Below are 13,885 nucleotides of genomic sequence, written 5' to 3'. Positions count from 1 at the left end.
TCCCCATTATCGGGGAAGTCCCGTCTGAGCATGCCGCCGATCTGCTCGGGGCTCCAATGCGCCCTCAGCCCGTCGCGGATGTAGTCGAGCAGCCCCGGCACCGCGTGCACCTTCGCGGTCTTCGGCCGTCCGAGCCGGTCCGCGCTCATCTGCTGCGCCCGGTACGGCTCGTACGCGCCGGTGACCGGGTTCGTGTTCCGGGCGATCTCACGGCTGATGGTGGACGGCTCGCGTCCGAGCAGGCGGGCGATCCCGCGGATCGAGTCGCCGGCGAGCCTCCGGTCGGCGATGCTCATGCGCTCGTCCTGGCTCAGATACCTGGGATGAATCTTCTTCGGCCTGTCCATGGCGGAACGATACCAGTCGACCGAGGCTTTCTCGTTCCTGCCCGTGGCGCGGGTCCTGCCGTTCCTCCACACCTTGCCCGTGCGTTTGGAGACGCCGACCGCCTTCGCGGCCTGCGTGAAGTTCAAACCCGAGTCGAGGTATTCGACGTAGCGTTCCCGCCTCGCCTCGCACATAAGACCCCGACTCGCGTACTCCACGCCCTCGAAAACCCACCTGCCCATACATGACTCCCGCCACCCGGCCAAGCGTTGCAACGATCACTAGAACCCGCCCTGTCGGCGAAGCCGACTGAGGGGAGCCTTCAGGAGCCATCCGCCTCGGGACCCCGTCCACATAGCAAAAGAAAACCCGCAATCCGCACCTAACGGCGTATTCTCGCTCAAGGTCAAGGCCGGCGCGCGTCAACAGTCAACGACGTGCCGGCCGCATAACGTGAGCATTCGAGAGGACGTCAAGGGATGATTGCGGGTTTTTCCATAGTCTCGTTGCTGCTGATCCTGTTGGCCGGCATCGGCGCGGGATTCGTGGGGTATGCGGTGGGCGCGTCCTCGCTGGTCTCCTACCCGGCGCTGCTCGCGTTCGGCATCCCGCCCGTACTGGCGAACGCCTCCAACACCGTGGGTGTGGTGGGCACCGGCATCGGTGGCGTGATGGGTGCGCGGCGTGAGCTCAAGGGGCAGTCCCTGCGCGTGATCACGTACGTCACCATCGGCGCGATCGGCGGCATCGCCGGCGCGTATCTGCTGCTGGAACTCGACCCGTCCGTCTTCGAATTCGCGGCCCCCGCGCTGATTCTGTTCAGCTCGCTGATCATCGCCGTCAATCCGCGCGGCCGCATGCAGGCCAAGCAGGCCGCCGCCGACGCCGCCGAACAGTTGCGTGACATGTCCGCGGAGTCTGGTGCGAAGGCCGGCGAGGCTGCTGGTACCGGGGTGCCAGGCAAGTCAGGCAAGTCCGGTGCGGCTGTCGCGTCTGCCGACAAAGCCAATACGATTGCCGCCAAGTCCGTCGCGACCGCTCCCGCCCATCCGCATCCGGTCGTCCAGCCGTCCGACCAGCCGGTCCAGCCGATGAACCAGGACTCATGGTGGGTCTGGCTCGGCGTGGTGGCCGTCGCCATCTACTCCGGCTACTTCGGCGCCGGCGCCGGTACCTGCGCGCTGGCCGTGCTGGACGCCGCCAAAATCGGTCCGTTCCACAAGATTAACGCGCTGAAGACCCTCATCGGCACCGGCGCGAACATCAGCGCCTCGGTCGTCTTCATCATCAAGGGTGCGGTCGACTGGCCAGCCGCGATCATGCTGTGCCTCGGCTGCTTCATCGGCGGCTACATCGCGCCGCCCATCACGCGCCGCATCCCCGCCAACATCATGCGCGCCGCCGCCGTCATCGCCGGCATCGTCCTCACCGTGGATCTCGCCCTCAAAACCTACTGATTCATCGGTTTATCCGTGGAAGTCATCGTCAACGCTAAGGTTGACGTTTCTTCGCAATAGTGCCCTCGGTGTGTTATAAAGAAAAAGCCATCTGCCTGTGTTAAGGCAGGGGCTCCAAGCGCCGGGGGTTTCCCCCGGCATTTTTTCCGCCGAAGGGGACGGATATGGGGGATATCAACATTTTCGTGGATGAAAGTGGCACGCGGGACGGTAATTCCGAGTATTATCTGCTGACTTTAGTGTTTCATGATCAAAACGAGGACATCTACCGTTGTATTCATTTGTATGAACATGCGCTGCTGGAACGAGGACTGCCGGACATACCTTTTCATGCCGGTCCGCTGTTCAATGGGCATGATGATTACGCTTCATATGCCATGAATACACGCAAGCAGTTGTTCACGGCGTTTTACACCTTCGCATGGCATCTGCCGATTACATATGTCACCTTTGCGTAACGTTGCTTCCGCATAGCGAAAGAGCCCACGCGGTTGGTGTTGGGTTCCTAGGGGATGGCCTTCCGATAGGGGGGGTATTCGGCCGGAATTCGTACGTTGATGATGTGCAGTTTTTGGCTGCTGTGACGTCAGTCGTCTGACCGGCTATGGTGTGCATGTCCAGAATATGACACGCGAAACGCCTATGACAACGCTTGCAGAAAATCTGGTGTACGATAAGAGCCATTGCAAGGCAAACGTTTGCAATGATGCAGGAATGCAAGTGTTTTCAGTACTTTCTGCAAATAAAGACTGTTTTGCAGTCATGCAAACGTTGGTGAAGGCATGCCTTGTGATACGGACAAGCGTGAACACTGCGCCGCACGCCGAACCGTCAACGATGACGCACGAGACAACCGAAGATGGTTGAACGAAAGGCAACCACCTCAAGGGAGAGATGATGAACGTACCTACGATGACCCCGTTTGCAAAGGGGGTATCCAAAGCCAAGGCCCTGGCTGCGGCTGCCCTTGCCGCAACGATGCTCGTCGGCTCCGCCGCGTTCATCACCGCGCCCCGCAGCGTCTACGCGGAGGGTGCTCAATTGTCTGATGGCGCTCTGTGCACGCCGTCCGAACAGAAGATGGGCACCGACACCGACCCCTCCAGCACCCGTGATTCCGGCGTCGCCACATGGGTCGGCGGCAACATGTACGTGGGCAAGAAGCCAGCCAACACCGCCAATCTGAAGAACGCGAATGGTCCCGACGGCTCGTACGCCGTGGAGGCCGAGGGTCTGACGGTCGTCAACGGCAAGTTGATGATGAACCCGATCAAGAACTCGTGGAGTGGCGCCGGCTTCCGCTTCGGCATCGCCGGTTTCGGCACCCAGTTCCGCCCTGCAAAGGACAGCACGGCGCTGGTGGTCGGCGGCAACACCAGCGACGCAGCTCTGCCGGAGTGGTCGAACGTGCAGGCATGGTCCCATTCCGGCTTCCTGCGCGACAACGGCCATATCGCGTCGATCGCCGGCGCCAGTTCCGACCTCTGGGGCGCGACGGGCACGCCGTCCATCGGCAAGAACCCGGCCAATACGAACGCAATGGTTAACTGGAACGTGACCGATCCGATGGAGAACGTCACCGTCAAAAGCGACGACACCGACACCGACGCCAGCGACGACGTCAAGAACCTTTCCGAATCCAAGTACTACCAGGACTACGTCATCGAAGACATCTCCGCCCCGCTCGCCTTCCAGACCGCGACGGGCACGGTGACGCAGGACGTCTCCACGCTGAGCACGCTGACCCGCCACAAGTACAACCACAGCACCAGCAACGTGCAGTACGTTTTCAAGTACACCGACGACACCAAGACGGGCACCGGCCGTGGCCTGGAGACCACCGATTCGTACACCAACCGCGAGAAGCTGATCACGTTCACCGGCACGAACAACCCCACGATGGAAGTGTTCGACCTCGACGCGAGCATGCTCACCGACTACATCGACGGCACCCGTTACCGCGGCGTGGCGTTCGCGTTCGAGAACATCGCCGACACCGCGTCCGTGGTGGTCAACGTGACCGGCGACAACAAGAACATCGCCTTCCACAACGGCTGGCAGTTCTGGTGGAACGGTCAGGAGATCTCCGACGGCTACTCCGACGCGGCCAGCACCGGCAAGGCCGCCGCATACGCGAAGGCCGCGCAGAAGATCCTGTGGAACTTCCACGACACGAACAACCTCACCATCTATGGCGGCATCGCCAACGAAGGCGACGACAAGTACACCGAGGACGACCCGGCCGCCGCGATGCTGGGCAGCATCATCGTGATCGGCAACGCCGAGTCGGGCGACGCGAGCGGCGACGCCGACAACACCACCGGCAACTTCGAATCGCATGTGACCACGAACGGCCGCGTGTACACCGAGGGCGACTTCTCCATGCACAACCCGCACTTCGCGGCGAAGTTCACCCAGGCCGGCGCGAACGACGGCGACTCCGCCTCCGTGATCGACATGGACCAGGAGCGCCACAACTTCCCGTGGAACGGCCAGACCACCACCGAATGCGCGGCGATCGCCTGGCAGAAGTCCGACGAATCCGGCAACGGTCTGGCGGGCACCACGTGGGCGATCTACGGCACGTACGACGACGCCGCGAACGGCGAGAACGCCCTGTACGCCGCGCTGAAGGACGACGACTTCGCCGACAAGGACACTGCCACCAAGGGCGGCTTCAAGGTCGAGGGCCTCAAGCCGAACGCCACGTACTACATCAAGGAAGTCGCCACCGGCGACGACAGCCAATACCAGCTGAACACCAACATCTACACCGCCACGACCGGCGAAGCGAACACCACCGCAGGCGTGACCCAATCGGTCACCATGGGCGCGGACGGCACGCTCGCGTTCGGCAAGGCCGACATGACCGACGACGGCAAGATCGTCAACAAGGCCGCCGGGCATGAGGTCGCGTGGAAGAAGATCGCGGACGGCGACGCCAAGGGCACGCCGCTGGCCGGCTCCGCCTGGCAGATCAGCAAGCAGGACGACACCACCGGCACACAGGTCTGGAACGTGGCGGACAACGTGAACGCGGCCACGTCCGTCTCCATCGTGGCGTCCGCGTACACGCTCGACACGTCCAACCAGTACAAGGCGACGCTGACCGCCAATGTCGCCCCCGCCGAGGCCGTGCAGAACGTCACCTGGACGTTCACCGACGCATCCGGCAACCCGATCGCCAACGAAACTGACGCCGTGTTGAGCCAGACCAGCGACCTGCGCGCCGACCTCATCGGCACCGCGACCGCCGACACGACCGTATACGTGAAGGCCTGCTCCGTCTCCAACCCCGACGTGTGCAGCCAGCCGGCCACCATCACGGTCAAGGCAGCGAACGTGACCAACTTCGCGATCACCAGCGCCGACGGCCAGCCGGTCAAGGACGGCGACGCGATCACCGCGGACGCGCTGAACGCGGACCTGACGTTCAAGGCGAGCTCGACCCCGAGCGTGCCGGTCACCTGGACGACCAGCAGCGAGAGCATCGCCACGCTGAGCACATCTGGCAACGGCGCGAACGCGACCGTGCACATGGTCGGCTTCGGCACGGCCACCATCACCGCGAAGGCCGGCAACCGGACCATTTCGTTCACGGTCAAGCTGCCTTCCACCACCGTGTACTTCAAGAAGACGCTGGTGGGCTGGTCGAACTACTACCTGTACTACGACGACGGTGTTTATTGGAAGTTCGTGAAAATGGACCGGACCTGCGGCGACTACGTGGCGGTCACAATCCCGCGGGTCACGAGCGGCAAGCAGTTCCTGTTCCACGACAGCACCGATCCAAAGTCGGGCAATTGGTATAAGCCGTCCACGGCCGCGAACGCGAACTTCACGTTCACCGGCAACGAGGTGCAGGTCGTCGAACTATACAAAACTCACAGGGTTCGATTGCACCATCTGGATGTTCTTCGGTGTCCGATTATTCGCATGCCGATGATGCGAACGTTACTGGTGATGAAGGTGAAACTGTTGCTGATGAGGACTTCAATACCTTTGATGGCAATGGTTTAGCGGTGGATAATCAGATGAATACGTTCGCTGACAATAGGTCCACCGAGAAGGCGGTCACGCCCTGTGTCGCTGCTGACGGTGTTAGCGGCAATCCCGGTGTGAAGTGCGACATTGACACGACGCCTGGCAAGTTCAAGGTCGATGGTCTGGATGCGGGCACGTATCTGCTTCACGAGATCACCGCGCCTGACGGCTACACGCTGAATAAGACCGTGTACCAGTTCACGATTGACTCTGATGGCAAAGTGACATGGAATGGCGGCTGGGCCGATGGCGATACGGCCAAAGAGATGAACGCGAATCTTATTCCGGACGCCAATAACGGTAATGCCATTAGTGACCAGTCCACGGAAGTCACGTGGTACAAGGTCAGTTCGGAAGATTTCGATTCGACCACGTATCTGAAGGGTGCTCAGTGGAAGCTGATTCGCACGAAGGATGGTTCCGGTTCGTCCGTGAAGGATGAAGCGTACTGCATCGTTGACGGTAATGGTGATGGTGCCAGCAAGGATGGCAGTCTGATTTGCCCGAATTCCGATTCTGACGCTGATAGCGGCACGGATTCCTCCATCACACGTCTGACCGACGTGAGCAAGGTGGGCGAGCAGTCTGGCGCCGTACAGGACATCGCCGACGGCATCATCAAGCTGACCGGTCTGAAGTTCGGTACGTACGAACTGGTCGAGACGGTGGCGCCGGAAGGCTACAACCTCTCCACAACCAAGTACACGTTCACCATCGATCAGAACTCCAGCGCCGGCGCAACGGTCCAGATTTCCTTCAAGAAATCGGATGGCACGTCCCAGAACGTCGCCGGCAACCGAATCCCCAACAAGCCCGGCGCGGAAATGCCGGACACCGGCGGCATCGGCACCAGCGTCTTCCTCATCGGCGGCACCCTGGCCGTGCTCGTCGCCACCCTCGGCCTGGCCGAAGTAAGGAGGCGACGCTCATGACCATCTCCCACCCGAGGGGAGGAGACCCCTAAACAGACTTATTCAACCAAGATATGGCTCCTGGTTCCCTGGCCTTATTCTGGCTCCCCTCTCTGAGGGGAGCTGTCGCCGGAGGCGACTGAGGGGAGTCCCAGTCACACCCCAACCCGTTCACCAACAATCAACAACCCAAACCCAAACCTGTAGAGAAAGAACTCTAGAAGGAGCACAACAATGAAAAAGTTAGGCAAGGCCCTCCTTGGCCTCATCGCCGCCGTGGCGATGCTCTTCACCGGCCTCACCGTCGGCGCCGTCCCCGCAATGGCGGTGGGTAATTACTCAATCACTATTGAGAATAAGGATGAAGGCCACACGTACACCGCGTATCAGGTGTTCTCCGGTACCTTGGATAAGACTGGCGGCAAGCTTTCGAACGTGAGTTGGGGCGATGGCGTAGATTCAGGCAGACTGCTGACTGCACTGCAGAATACGACCGAAGCGGCTTTGCAGAAGGACTCGAAGAGTATCTTCGCGGAGGCCAAGACCGCGCAGGATGTTGCCGATGCCTTGTCCGGCAAGTCCGATGAGGTTGCCCAGGCGTTCGCGACCATCGTGAGCAAGCATCTCGGCACGGAGGCCGGCAGCGCTAAGACTCCGACTGATGGCAAGTATGTGATTAGCGGTCTTGAGGCAGGCTATTACTTCATCAACGATACCGGTACGCTCGGTGAGGGCGATTCATATAGCCGTTTCATGCTGCAGCTGACGAAGAACCAGACGATCAAGCCGAAGTCCGAGCAGCCGGAATCCTCCAAGAAGGTGTGGGATTCGACCGATTCCACCCCGGACCCGAGTGACCCGAATGATGGCAAGTGGACCGATTCCGCTGATTATGATTTCGGCGACCCGGTCCCGTTCAAGCTGACCGGTAAGGTCGCGGATAACTACTACTTGTACAAGAGCGCATACAAGTTCGTGTTCCACGATAAGGAAGAAGCTGGTCTGGAATTCAAGCCGGACACTGTTGTGGTCAAGGCCGTGTTCAATAGCACTGAGGTGGAATTGACGAAGGGTACTGATTACACTGTCAAGACTGGTAATGATGTCACTGACGGAGATACGTTTGATATCGAGATTAGCGATGTCAAGGCTCTTGTGACCAATCATCCGGATAGTGGCATTCCGACGGCTAAGGGCTTCGACATTGTCGCGACGTATTCCTCCACATTGCTGAAGACCGCTAACGTCGGTTCTGCGGGTAACAAGAACACGATGCACTTGGAGTACTCGCGCAACCCGAACTCCGAACAGGGCGGCGACACTGGTGAGACTCCTGATCACACGGTCATCGTCTTCACCTACAAGACCATCTTCAACAAGGTGAACTCCAAGGACGAATCGCTGACCGGTGCCGAGTTCACCCTGCAGAAGGAATACTGCACGACTGATCAGGACAATAATACGACCTGCGAATACAAGGATGTGGACGACGAGAACGTAACTAAGAGCCACGATGCCACCACGAATAAGTATGAGTGGGCTGGTCTTGACGCCGGCAACTACCAGCTGGTTGAGACCAAGGCTCCTGACGGTTACAACAAGCCTAAGGATCCGATCAAGTTCACCATCACCGCAAAGCATGAGGCGGTATGGGACGGCGGCAATGGAAGCTCCGCTCTTACTTCGCTGAACGGTAATACGACGGATGGCCTCATCAAGGATATGTCCTTCACCGGCAATGAGACCGACGGCTCTTTGACCGCTAGTGTTATCAACAAGTCTGGCTCCGAGCTCCCTGAAACCGGTGGTATCGGCACTACGATCCTGTACGTGGCCGGCGCCGCGTGCGTGATCGCCGCCGGCCTGTGGTTCGCCCTGCGCCGCCGCACCTCGGCCCGCTGATTTCCGGTCCGAGTTCATATCAACCATTTAGGGGTGCTGTTCCGTCTGGCCCATGCTAGCGAGGCGGAACAGCACTTCGGCCATCTGCTTCCACTCCGAAAAGGTCTGGTCGTGAACTGATGGATTTCATGCAATCGCTCATGATATCTATATAAACGATATATAATCAATATATAAACGATATCTGTGGTGGTTGGAGGCTTCATGACTACGACATTGGTCAACGTTCGGTTGGACGAACAGACGAAGAAGGATATGAGCGAGGTGTGCAATGAACTCGGACTGAGCATGAGCGCCGCGTTCAACATATTCGCCAAGGCGGTGGTTCGGGAAAGGCGCATCCCCTTCGAGGTGACGGCCGACCCGTTCTATTCGCCGGCGAATATGCGGCATCTGGCGCGCTCCGTGGCTCAACTTGATGCCGGTCTTGGAGAGCCGTATGACCTGATCGGGGAATGACGTGATCAAAGTCTGGTCCGATGAGGGGTGGGAGGACTACCTGTACTGGCAGACGGTCGATAAAAAGACGCTGAAACGCATCAACCTGCTCGTCAAGGACATTGAACGTAACGGCATGGCCGAAGGCGTGGGTATGCCGGAGCCATTGCGCGGCAACCTGTCCGGGTGGTGGTCTCGCCGGATCGACTCCAAAAACCGTCTCGTCTATCGCATCCGTGGCACTGATGAGCTGCGGTTGGAAATCGCCTCTTGCCGCACTCATTGCCAGGAACACTGAGCGGTGCCGGTAGGCCGGTGCTTGCGATGGATTCCTCAATGGGCGGCGCGCGGACGGTATCGAAAGGCGATGCGGCGTAGGATTGGTAATAATCGCAACGCATGCGGCTGTCTTTCGGCCGGCGATAGCGGCTTTATTTTCTACACGGAGCAGAAGAGATTGAAGCAAGGAAAAATGATGACTGACACAAATGGCGGCCGTTCCGGCCGAAGCGTGGCGGTGCTCGGCGCGCGCTGGGCAGGCAATGCCCTTGCGACGATCTGTGCGCTGGTACTCGCCTTCGCCATGTGCGTGGCCGGGCTTGTGGCCGTGCCTTCGGCTGTGGCCGATGATACCGTGGCTACGGCAGATAAAGCTGGTAGCATCACCGTTAATTACAAGGACGGCGACACGGCCATCGTCGGAGCAAAGGTTAATTTGTACCACATCGCCGACTGGGCCGCCTCGGGCGACAATACCTTCGCCCCTATCGCGCCGTTCAATGACAGCGGCAAGTATGCGGTTGACTGGGGTCTGCTTAACAGCAATAATTCCGGCAATTACCGCCAGTTTGCGGAAACTCTGACGAATTACATCACCAAGAACAAGCCAGAGGCAAACGCTGACGCGACTACGGACGGCAACGGTCAAGCGACATTCTCCAATCTGAGCAAGGGCCTGTACCTCGTTCTGATTGATGCATACAACAACGGTGACTTAAGCTGTGGTCTGTCCTATGCGTTGATTCCCCTGCCATCCAAGACGGCAGACGGGAACAGCACGACCATGAATGTGACTATCGAGCCAAAGAACGACTGCGAAACCACACCGCCCACTCCTCCGACCGAAACGGTGAAGAAGAAGGTCGTCAAGGTTTGGAAGGGCGATTCCAACGCCAACCGTCCTGGCAAGGTGATCGTGCAGCTGCTGCAGGACGGTAAGGTGATCGACGAGGTGGAGCTCAATGCATCCAACAACTGGACGCACGAGTGGACCAACCTGCCTGCCGGCCATGAGTACCAGGCGGTCGAGAAGACCGTGCCGGACAACTACACCGTGCTCGTGGACCGCGAGAACGACGTGATCACCATCACGAACACGTACACGCCGCCGACTCCGCCGGACGATAAGACCCCGCCGGATGACAAGACGCCTCCGAGCGACAAGACCCCGCCAAGCAAGAAGACCCCGCCGATTGGTGAGACTGGTTCCAACATCGTCATTGCGGCGATTTGCGCCGGTGTGCTGGGCGGATTGGGCGTGATTCTGCTGGTGCATCGGAAGCGGAAGGCGAAGTAGTGATTGCTGACGGGAGACGGTAGCGTCTACTCAATGACATTCGCTTCCCGGGACTACCCCTCAGTCGGCTTCGCCGCCAGCTCCCCTGACAAGGGGAGCCTAGGTAAAGTTTGGGGAGCCGAGAAAAAAGATTGACCCCCTCGGTCATTGAGGGGGTCGATTTATATGGAAAGGAATGGGGATGGCGGCTCATCGCAGGAAGACCGCGGATACGGTTTCGCGCATCATCTCCGCGTTCTTCGCGGTCGTGCTGGTCGCGGGTATCGGCCTGATCGCGTACCCCACGGTCGCGGATTGGTGGAATCGCATGCACCAGTCGCGCGCGGTCGCCACCTACATCGAAGAGACCGAGGACCTTTCCAAGGCGCAGCGCAAGCAGATGCTCGAAGCGGCCCGCGCGTACAACGCTGCCCTCCCATCGCAAACGGACCGCTGGCGTCCCACCAAGGAACAGACCAAGCAGTACGACTCGCTGCTGGACGTCTCCGGCACCGGCATCATGGGCTACGTCACCATCCCCAAGCTCAAAGTGCGATTCCCCATCTACCACGGCACGGACGCGGGCGTCCTGCAGATCGCCATCGGCCATCTTGAAGGCTCGTCGCTGCCGGTGGGCGGCGAAACCACGCACGCCGCCGTCTCCGGACACACCGGACTGCCGAGCGCCAAGCTCCTGACCGGCCTCGACACCCTCGAAAAGGGCGACACGTTCGCGTTCCACGTGCTGGGGGAGACCTACACCTACCAAGTCGACAAGATCAGCGTGGTGCTGCCGACGAACCTCAAGAACCTCGACATCGAGGATGGCAAGGACCTCGCCACCGTCATCACCTGCACGCCCTACGGCGTCAACTCGCATCGTCTGCTCGTGCGCGGCCATCGCATCCCCAACCCCGTCAAGCCGGACACCACCGATTACGACACCCCCGTACGCATGATGACCGCCGGCATCGTCGCCGTGGTGGTCTCCGTGCTCGTGATCGGCGTGCTGGTCCTCCGCTGGCTCTACGTGCGCCGCCACCGCCCCGTGGGCTTGCACACCTCCGGCGCCGATGCCGCCAAGACGCCCGGTGCCAGCGTCGAGAATCCGATCAATGCGGGAGATGACCACTAATCAGTGGTCGAAATGCACGTCATCGCCGAAAAGACGATGCCATGCGTCGACGATATCGTCATAGTTGCGTGTGACGGCGGCTTGAATCATGCGGATATGTTTCGCCGGGATTCGGCCATGATTGTGGGATAACGACACGGTGCCGTCGGCATGCAGCACGAATCGGGCAAGATCGCGTTTGCCGCCTTGCGCTACATGGACATGAATGCCATGCTCCCGGTCCAAGGTGCTGAAATACACGCTGTAACCGGCCAGAAAGAAGACTTCAGGCATTGGCGTATTCTCGGTCGATGGATCGGAACTCGTCGATCATCGGCTTCATCTTGCCAAACCAGTGATGCAGAAAAGGCTCGCCCTGTTTGCCGAACGTGGAGGAGAGGATGTTGCCGTCATTGTCCAACGTTGCGGTGCGGTCGAAACCTGATTCGGTGATTACCATCACGTCATCATCCCATTGGGTCTTGATGCCATCCATGATGAATACGTTCTCGTCGGGCATGGTGCGCTCCTTTCGATCATTCTTATTATCCCGCAGGCGGCTGCCTTCGGCAATGCGCTCCAACCGCGAAGAAAATGCGGAGGACTGCCCGCGCGGGGCGGCGCGGCGCCACGGAATGCGCGGAGTCGACTAGGATGAATCGGGTAACTGAGATATAAGGAATGGGACTCATATGCCGAAGATGTTTGGAACCGATGGTGTTCGTGGCCTGGCCAACAAGGACCTGACCGCCCGATTGGCGCTCGACCTGGGAGACGCGGCGGTGCGCGTCCTGGGCGACGCCGGCACGAAGGACAACCAGCCGGAGGGCCGTCGCCGCGCGCTCGTGGGCCGCGACACCCGTGTTTCCGGCGATTTCCTGGCCTCCGCACTGTCTGCCGGCATGTCCGCCGGTGGCTTCGATGTGATTGACGCCGGCATCATCCCCACCCCGGGCGTGGCCTATCTGACCAGCGTGCTCAACGTGGAGATGGGCGCCGTGATCTCCGCCTCCCACAACCCCATGCCGGACAACGGCATCAAGTTCTTCGCCCGTGGCGGCTTCAAGCTGCCCGACCAGAAGGAAGACGAGATCGAGGCCGTGCTCGGCCAGGATTGGGAGCGCCCCACCGGCGCCGGCGTGGGCCGCGTGAGCCACGACCAGAACACCGCCACCAACCTGTACATCGACCACCTGGTCTCCACCATCGCGCCGTTGAACGACGACCAGACCCAGCCCAAGCCCCTGAAGGGCCTCAAGATCGTGGCCGACTGTGCCAACGGAGCCACCTCCGTGGTGGCCCCCGAGGCCCTGCGCCGCGCCGGTGCGGACGTCATCGTGATCAATGCCTCCCCGGACGGCTACAACATCAACAAGAACGCCGGCTCCACCCACCCCGAGCAGCTGCAGGCCATGGTCAAGGCCACGGATGCCGTGATGGGCGTGGCCTTCGACGGCGACGCCGACCGCTGCCTCGCCGTGGACGAGGACGGCAACATGGTCAACGGCGATCAGATTATGGGCATCCTGGCCCGTGCCAAGCAGCGCGAAGGCAAGCTGGCCCACGACACGCTCGTGGTCACCGTGATGAGCAACCTCGGTCTCAAGCTCGCCCTGAAGGACATGGGCATCAAGACCGTGGAGACCTCCGTGGGCGACCGCTACGTGCTCGAGGAGATGCTCAAGGGCGGCTATACGCTCGGCGGTGAGCAGTCCGGCCACGTCATCAACCGCGAATTCGCCACCACCGGCGACGGTACCCTGACCGCCCTGACCCTGTGCAACGAGGTGGTCAAGTCCGGCAAGAGCTTGAAGGAGCTCGCCGCCGATTTCCCGCAGCTGCCGCAGACCCTCATCAACGTGCCGAACGTGGACAAGAACGCCGCGTCCACCAACCCCCGCATCCAGGCCGCCGTGGCCCATGAGGAGGAGCTGCTGGGCGAGTCCGGCCGCGTGCTGCTGCGCCCCTCCGGCACCGAGCCGCTGGTGCGCGTGATGGCCGAGGCCGCCACCCAGGCCTACGCCGACGAGGTCTGCACGCGACTGGCTAAGATCGTGGCCGAAGAGCTCGCGCTGTAGTCCGTTAGCTCCCTTCTTCGCCTCGCTGCTGCAATCTGGCTCCCCTCCCTGAGGGGAGC

13 protein-coding genes are annotated in these 13,885 nt (G+C 60.5%); 10 read left to right on the top strand and 3 right to left on the bottom strand.

What is annotated here, in order from left to right:
- Positions 1-569 (bottom strand): helix-turn-helix domain-containing protein (locus tag JS536_RS06555; RefSeq protein WP_214356287.1); only part of this gene is annotated, 569 nt, incomplete at its 3' end.
- A 237-nt stretch (positions 570-806) separates the two neighbouring features.
- Between JS536_RS06555 and JS536_RS06550 the strand changes: the two genes are divergently transcribed.
- From JS536_RS06550 to JS536_RS06510, 9 genes are all read left to right on the top strand, one after another.
- Positions 807-1,784 (top strand): sulfite exporter TauE/SafE family protein, encoded by a 978-nt coding sequence (locus JS536_RS06550; RefSeq protein ID WP_214356286.1) that lies wholly within the window; start codon positions 807-809, stop codon positions 1,782-1,784.
- Between the two features lie 164 nt (positions 1,785-1,948).
- Positions 1,949-2,242 carry a hypothetical protein gene (locus tag JS536_RS06545; RefSeq protein ID WP_214356285.1) on the top strand — a complete coding sequence of 98 codons (294 nt, stop codon included), beginning with the start codon at positions 1,949-1,951 and terminating at the stop codon, positions 2,240-2,242.
- 436 nt (positions 2,243-2,678) lie between these two features.
- Complete coding sequence (locus JS536_RS06540) at positions 2,679-5,804, top strand: choice-of-anchor A family protein (protein ID WP_214356284.1); 3,126 nt, start codon at positions 2,679-2,681, stop codon at positions 5,802-5,804.
- Positions 5,705-6,760: an LPXTG cell wall anchor domain-containing protein gene (locus JS536_RS11825; RefSeq protein ID WP_214356283.1), complete on the top strand. Its 1,056-nt coding sequence runs from the start codon at positions 5,705-5,707 to the stop codon at positions 6,758-6,760. The genes JS536_RS06540 and JS536_RS11825 overlap by 100 nt, the downstream gene beginning before the upstream one ends.
- A 213-nt stretch (positions 6,761-6,973) precedes the next feature.
- The gene (locus tag JS536_RS06530) at positions 6,974-8,641 is read left to right on the top strand and encodes a SpaA isopeptide-forming pilin-related protein (protein WP_214356282.1); all 1,668 of its coding nucleotides are present in this window, start codon (positions 6,974-6,976) and stop codon (positions 8,639-8,641) included.
- A gap of 204 nt (positions 8,642-8,845) precedes the next feature.
- Entirely contained in the window at positions 8,846-9,100 is a 255-nt protein-coding gene (locus JS536_RS06525; protein ID WP_214356281.1) for a type II toxin-antitoxin system RelB/DinJ family antitoxin, read from the top strand.
- Between the two features lies 1 nt (position 9,101).
- Positions 9,102-9,377, top strand: a complete 276-nt coding sequence (locus JS536_RS06520) for a Txe/YoeB family addiction module toxin (RefSeq protein WP_214356280.1) — start codon at positions 9,102-9,104, stop codon at positions 9,375-9,377.
- Positions 9,378-9,551: 174 nt separating this feature from the next.
- Positions 9,552-10,655, top strand: coding sequence for a Cna B-type domain-containing protein (locus tag JS536_RS06515; RefSeq protein WP_214356279.1), 1,104 nt, complete (start codon positions 9,552-9,554; stop codon positions 10,653-10,655).
- A 181-nt stretch (positions 10,656-10,836) separates the two neighbouring features.
- Positions 10,837-11,769, top strand: a complete 933-nt coding sequence (locus tag JS536_RS06510) for a class C sortase (RefSeq protein WP_240544289.1) — start codon at positions 10,837-10,839, stop codon at positions 11,767-11,769.
- Here the strand turns inward: JS536_RS06510 and JS536_RS06505 are convergent, their stop codons facing one another.
- Together JS536_RS06505 and JS536_RS06500 are read right to left on the bottom strand one after the other, a co-directional pair.
- Positions 11,770-12,042 (bottom strand): DUF4160 domain-containing protein, encoded by a 273-nt coding sequence (locus tag JS536_RS06505; RefSeq protein ID WP_214356277.1) that lies wholly within the window; start codon positions 12,040-12,042, stop codon positions 11,770-11,772. It lies immediately after the preceding gene.
- Positions 12,035-12,268, bottom strand: a complete 234-nt coding sequence (locus tag JS536_RS06500) for a hypothetical protein (RefSeq protein WP_214356276.1) — start codon at positions 12,266-12,268, stop codon at positions 12,035-12,037. The genes JS536_RS06505 and JS536_RS06500 overlap by 8 nt, the downstream gene beginning before the upstream one ends.
- 172 nt (positions 12,269-12,440) lie before the next feature.
- Here JS536_RS06500 and glmM point away from each other — a divergent pair, with 172 nt between their 5' ends.
- On the top strand, positions 12,441-13,826 hold the full coding sequence (glmM, locus tag JS536_RS06495; protein WP_214356275.1) for a phosphoglucosamine mutase: 1,386 nt from the start codon (positions 12,441-12,443) through the stop codon (positions 13,824-13,826).
- Positions 13,827-13,885: the final 59 nt, after the last annotated feature.

Source organism: Bifidobacterium sp. SO4, assembly GCF_018555355.1.
Classification (GTDB): Bacteria; Actinomycetota; Actinomycetes; order Actinomycetales; family Bifidobacteriaceae; genus Bifidobacterium; species Bifidobacterium miconisargentati.
Note: the sequence above shows the minus strand (reverse complement) of the source record. Positions and strands in the feature narration are given on the sequence as shown.

Coding starts and splice junctions, on each gene's coding strand:
- JS536_RS06550 (WP_214356286.1), top strand. CDS start 807: ATGATTGCGGGTTTTTCCATAGTCTCGTTGCTGCTGATCCTGTTGGCC.
- JS536_RS06545 (WP_214356285.1), top strand. CDS start 1,949: ATGGGGGATATCAACATTTTCGTGGATGAAAGTGGCACGCGGGACGGT.
- JS536_RS06540 (WP_214356284.1), top strand. CDS start 2,679: ATGATGAACGTACCTACGATGACCCCGTTTGCAAAGGGGGTATCCAAA.
- JS536_RS06530 (WP_214356282.1), top strand. CDS start 6,974: ATGAAAAAGTTAGGCAAGGCCCTCCTTGGCCTCATCGCCGCCGTGGCG.
- JS536_RS06525 (WP_214356281.1), top strand. CDS start 8,846: ATGACTACGACATTGGTCAACGTTCGGTTGGACGAACAGACGAAGAAG.
- JS536_RS06515 (WP_214356279.1), top strand. CDS start 9,552: ATGATGACTGACACAAATGGCGGCCGTTCCGGCCGAAGCGTGGCGGTG.
- JS536_RS06510 (WP_240544289.1), top strand. CDS start 10,837: ATGGCGGCTCATCGCAGGAAGACCGCGGATACGGTTTCGCGCATCATC.
- JS536_RS06505 (WP_214356277.1), bottom strand. CDS start 12,042: ATGCCTGAAGTCTTCTTTCTGGCCGGTTACAGCGTGTATTTCAGCACC.
- JS536_RS06500 (WP_214356276.1), bottom strand. CDS start 12,268: ATGCCCGACGAGAACGTATTCATCATGGATGGCATCAAGACCCAATGG.
- glmM (WP_214356275.1), top strand. CDS start 12,441: ATGCCGAAGATGTTTGGAACCGATGGTGTTCGTGGCCTGGCCAACAAG.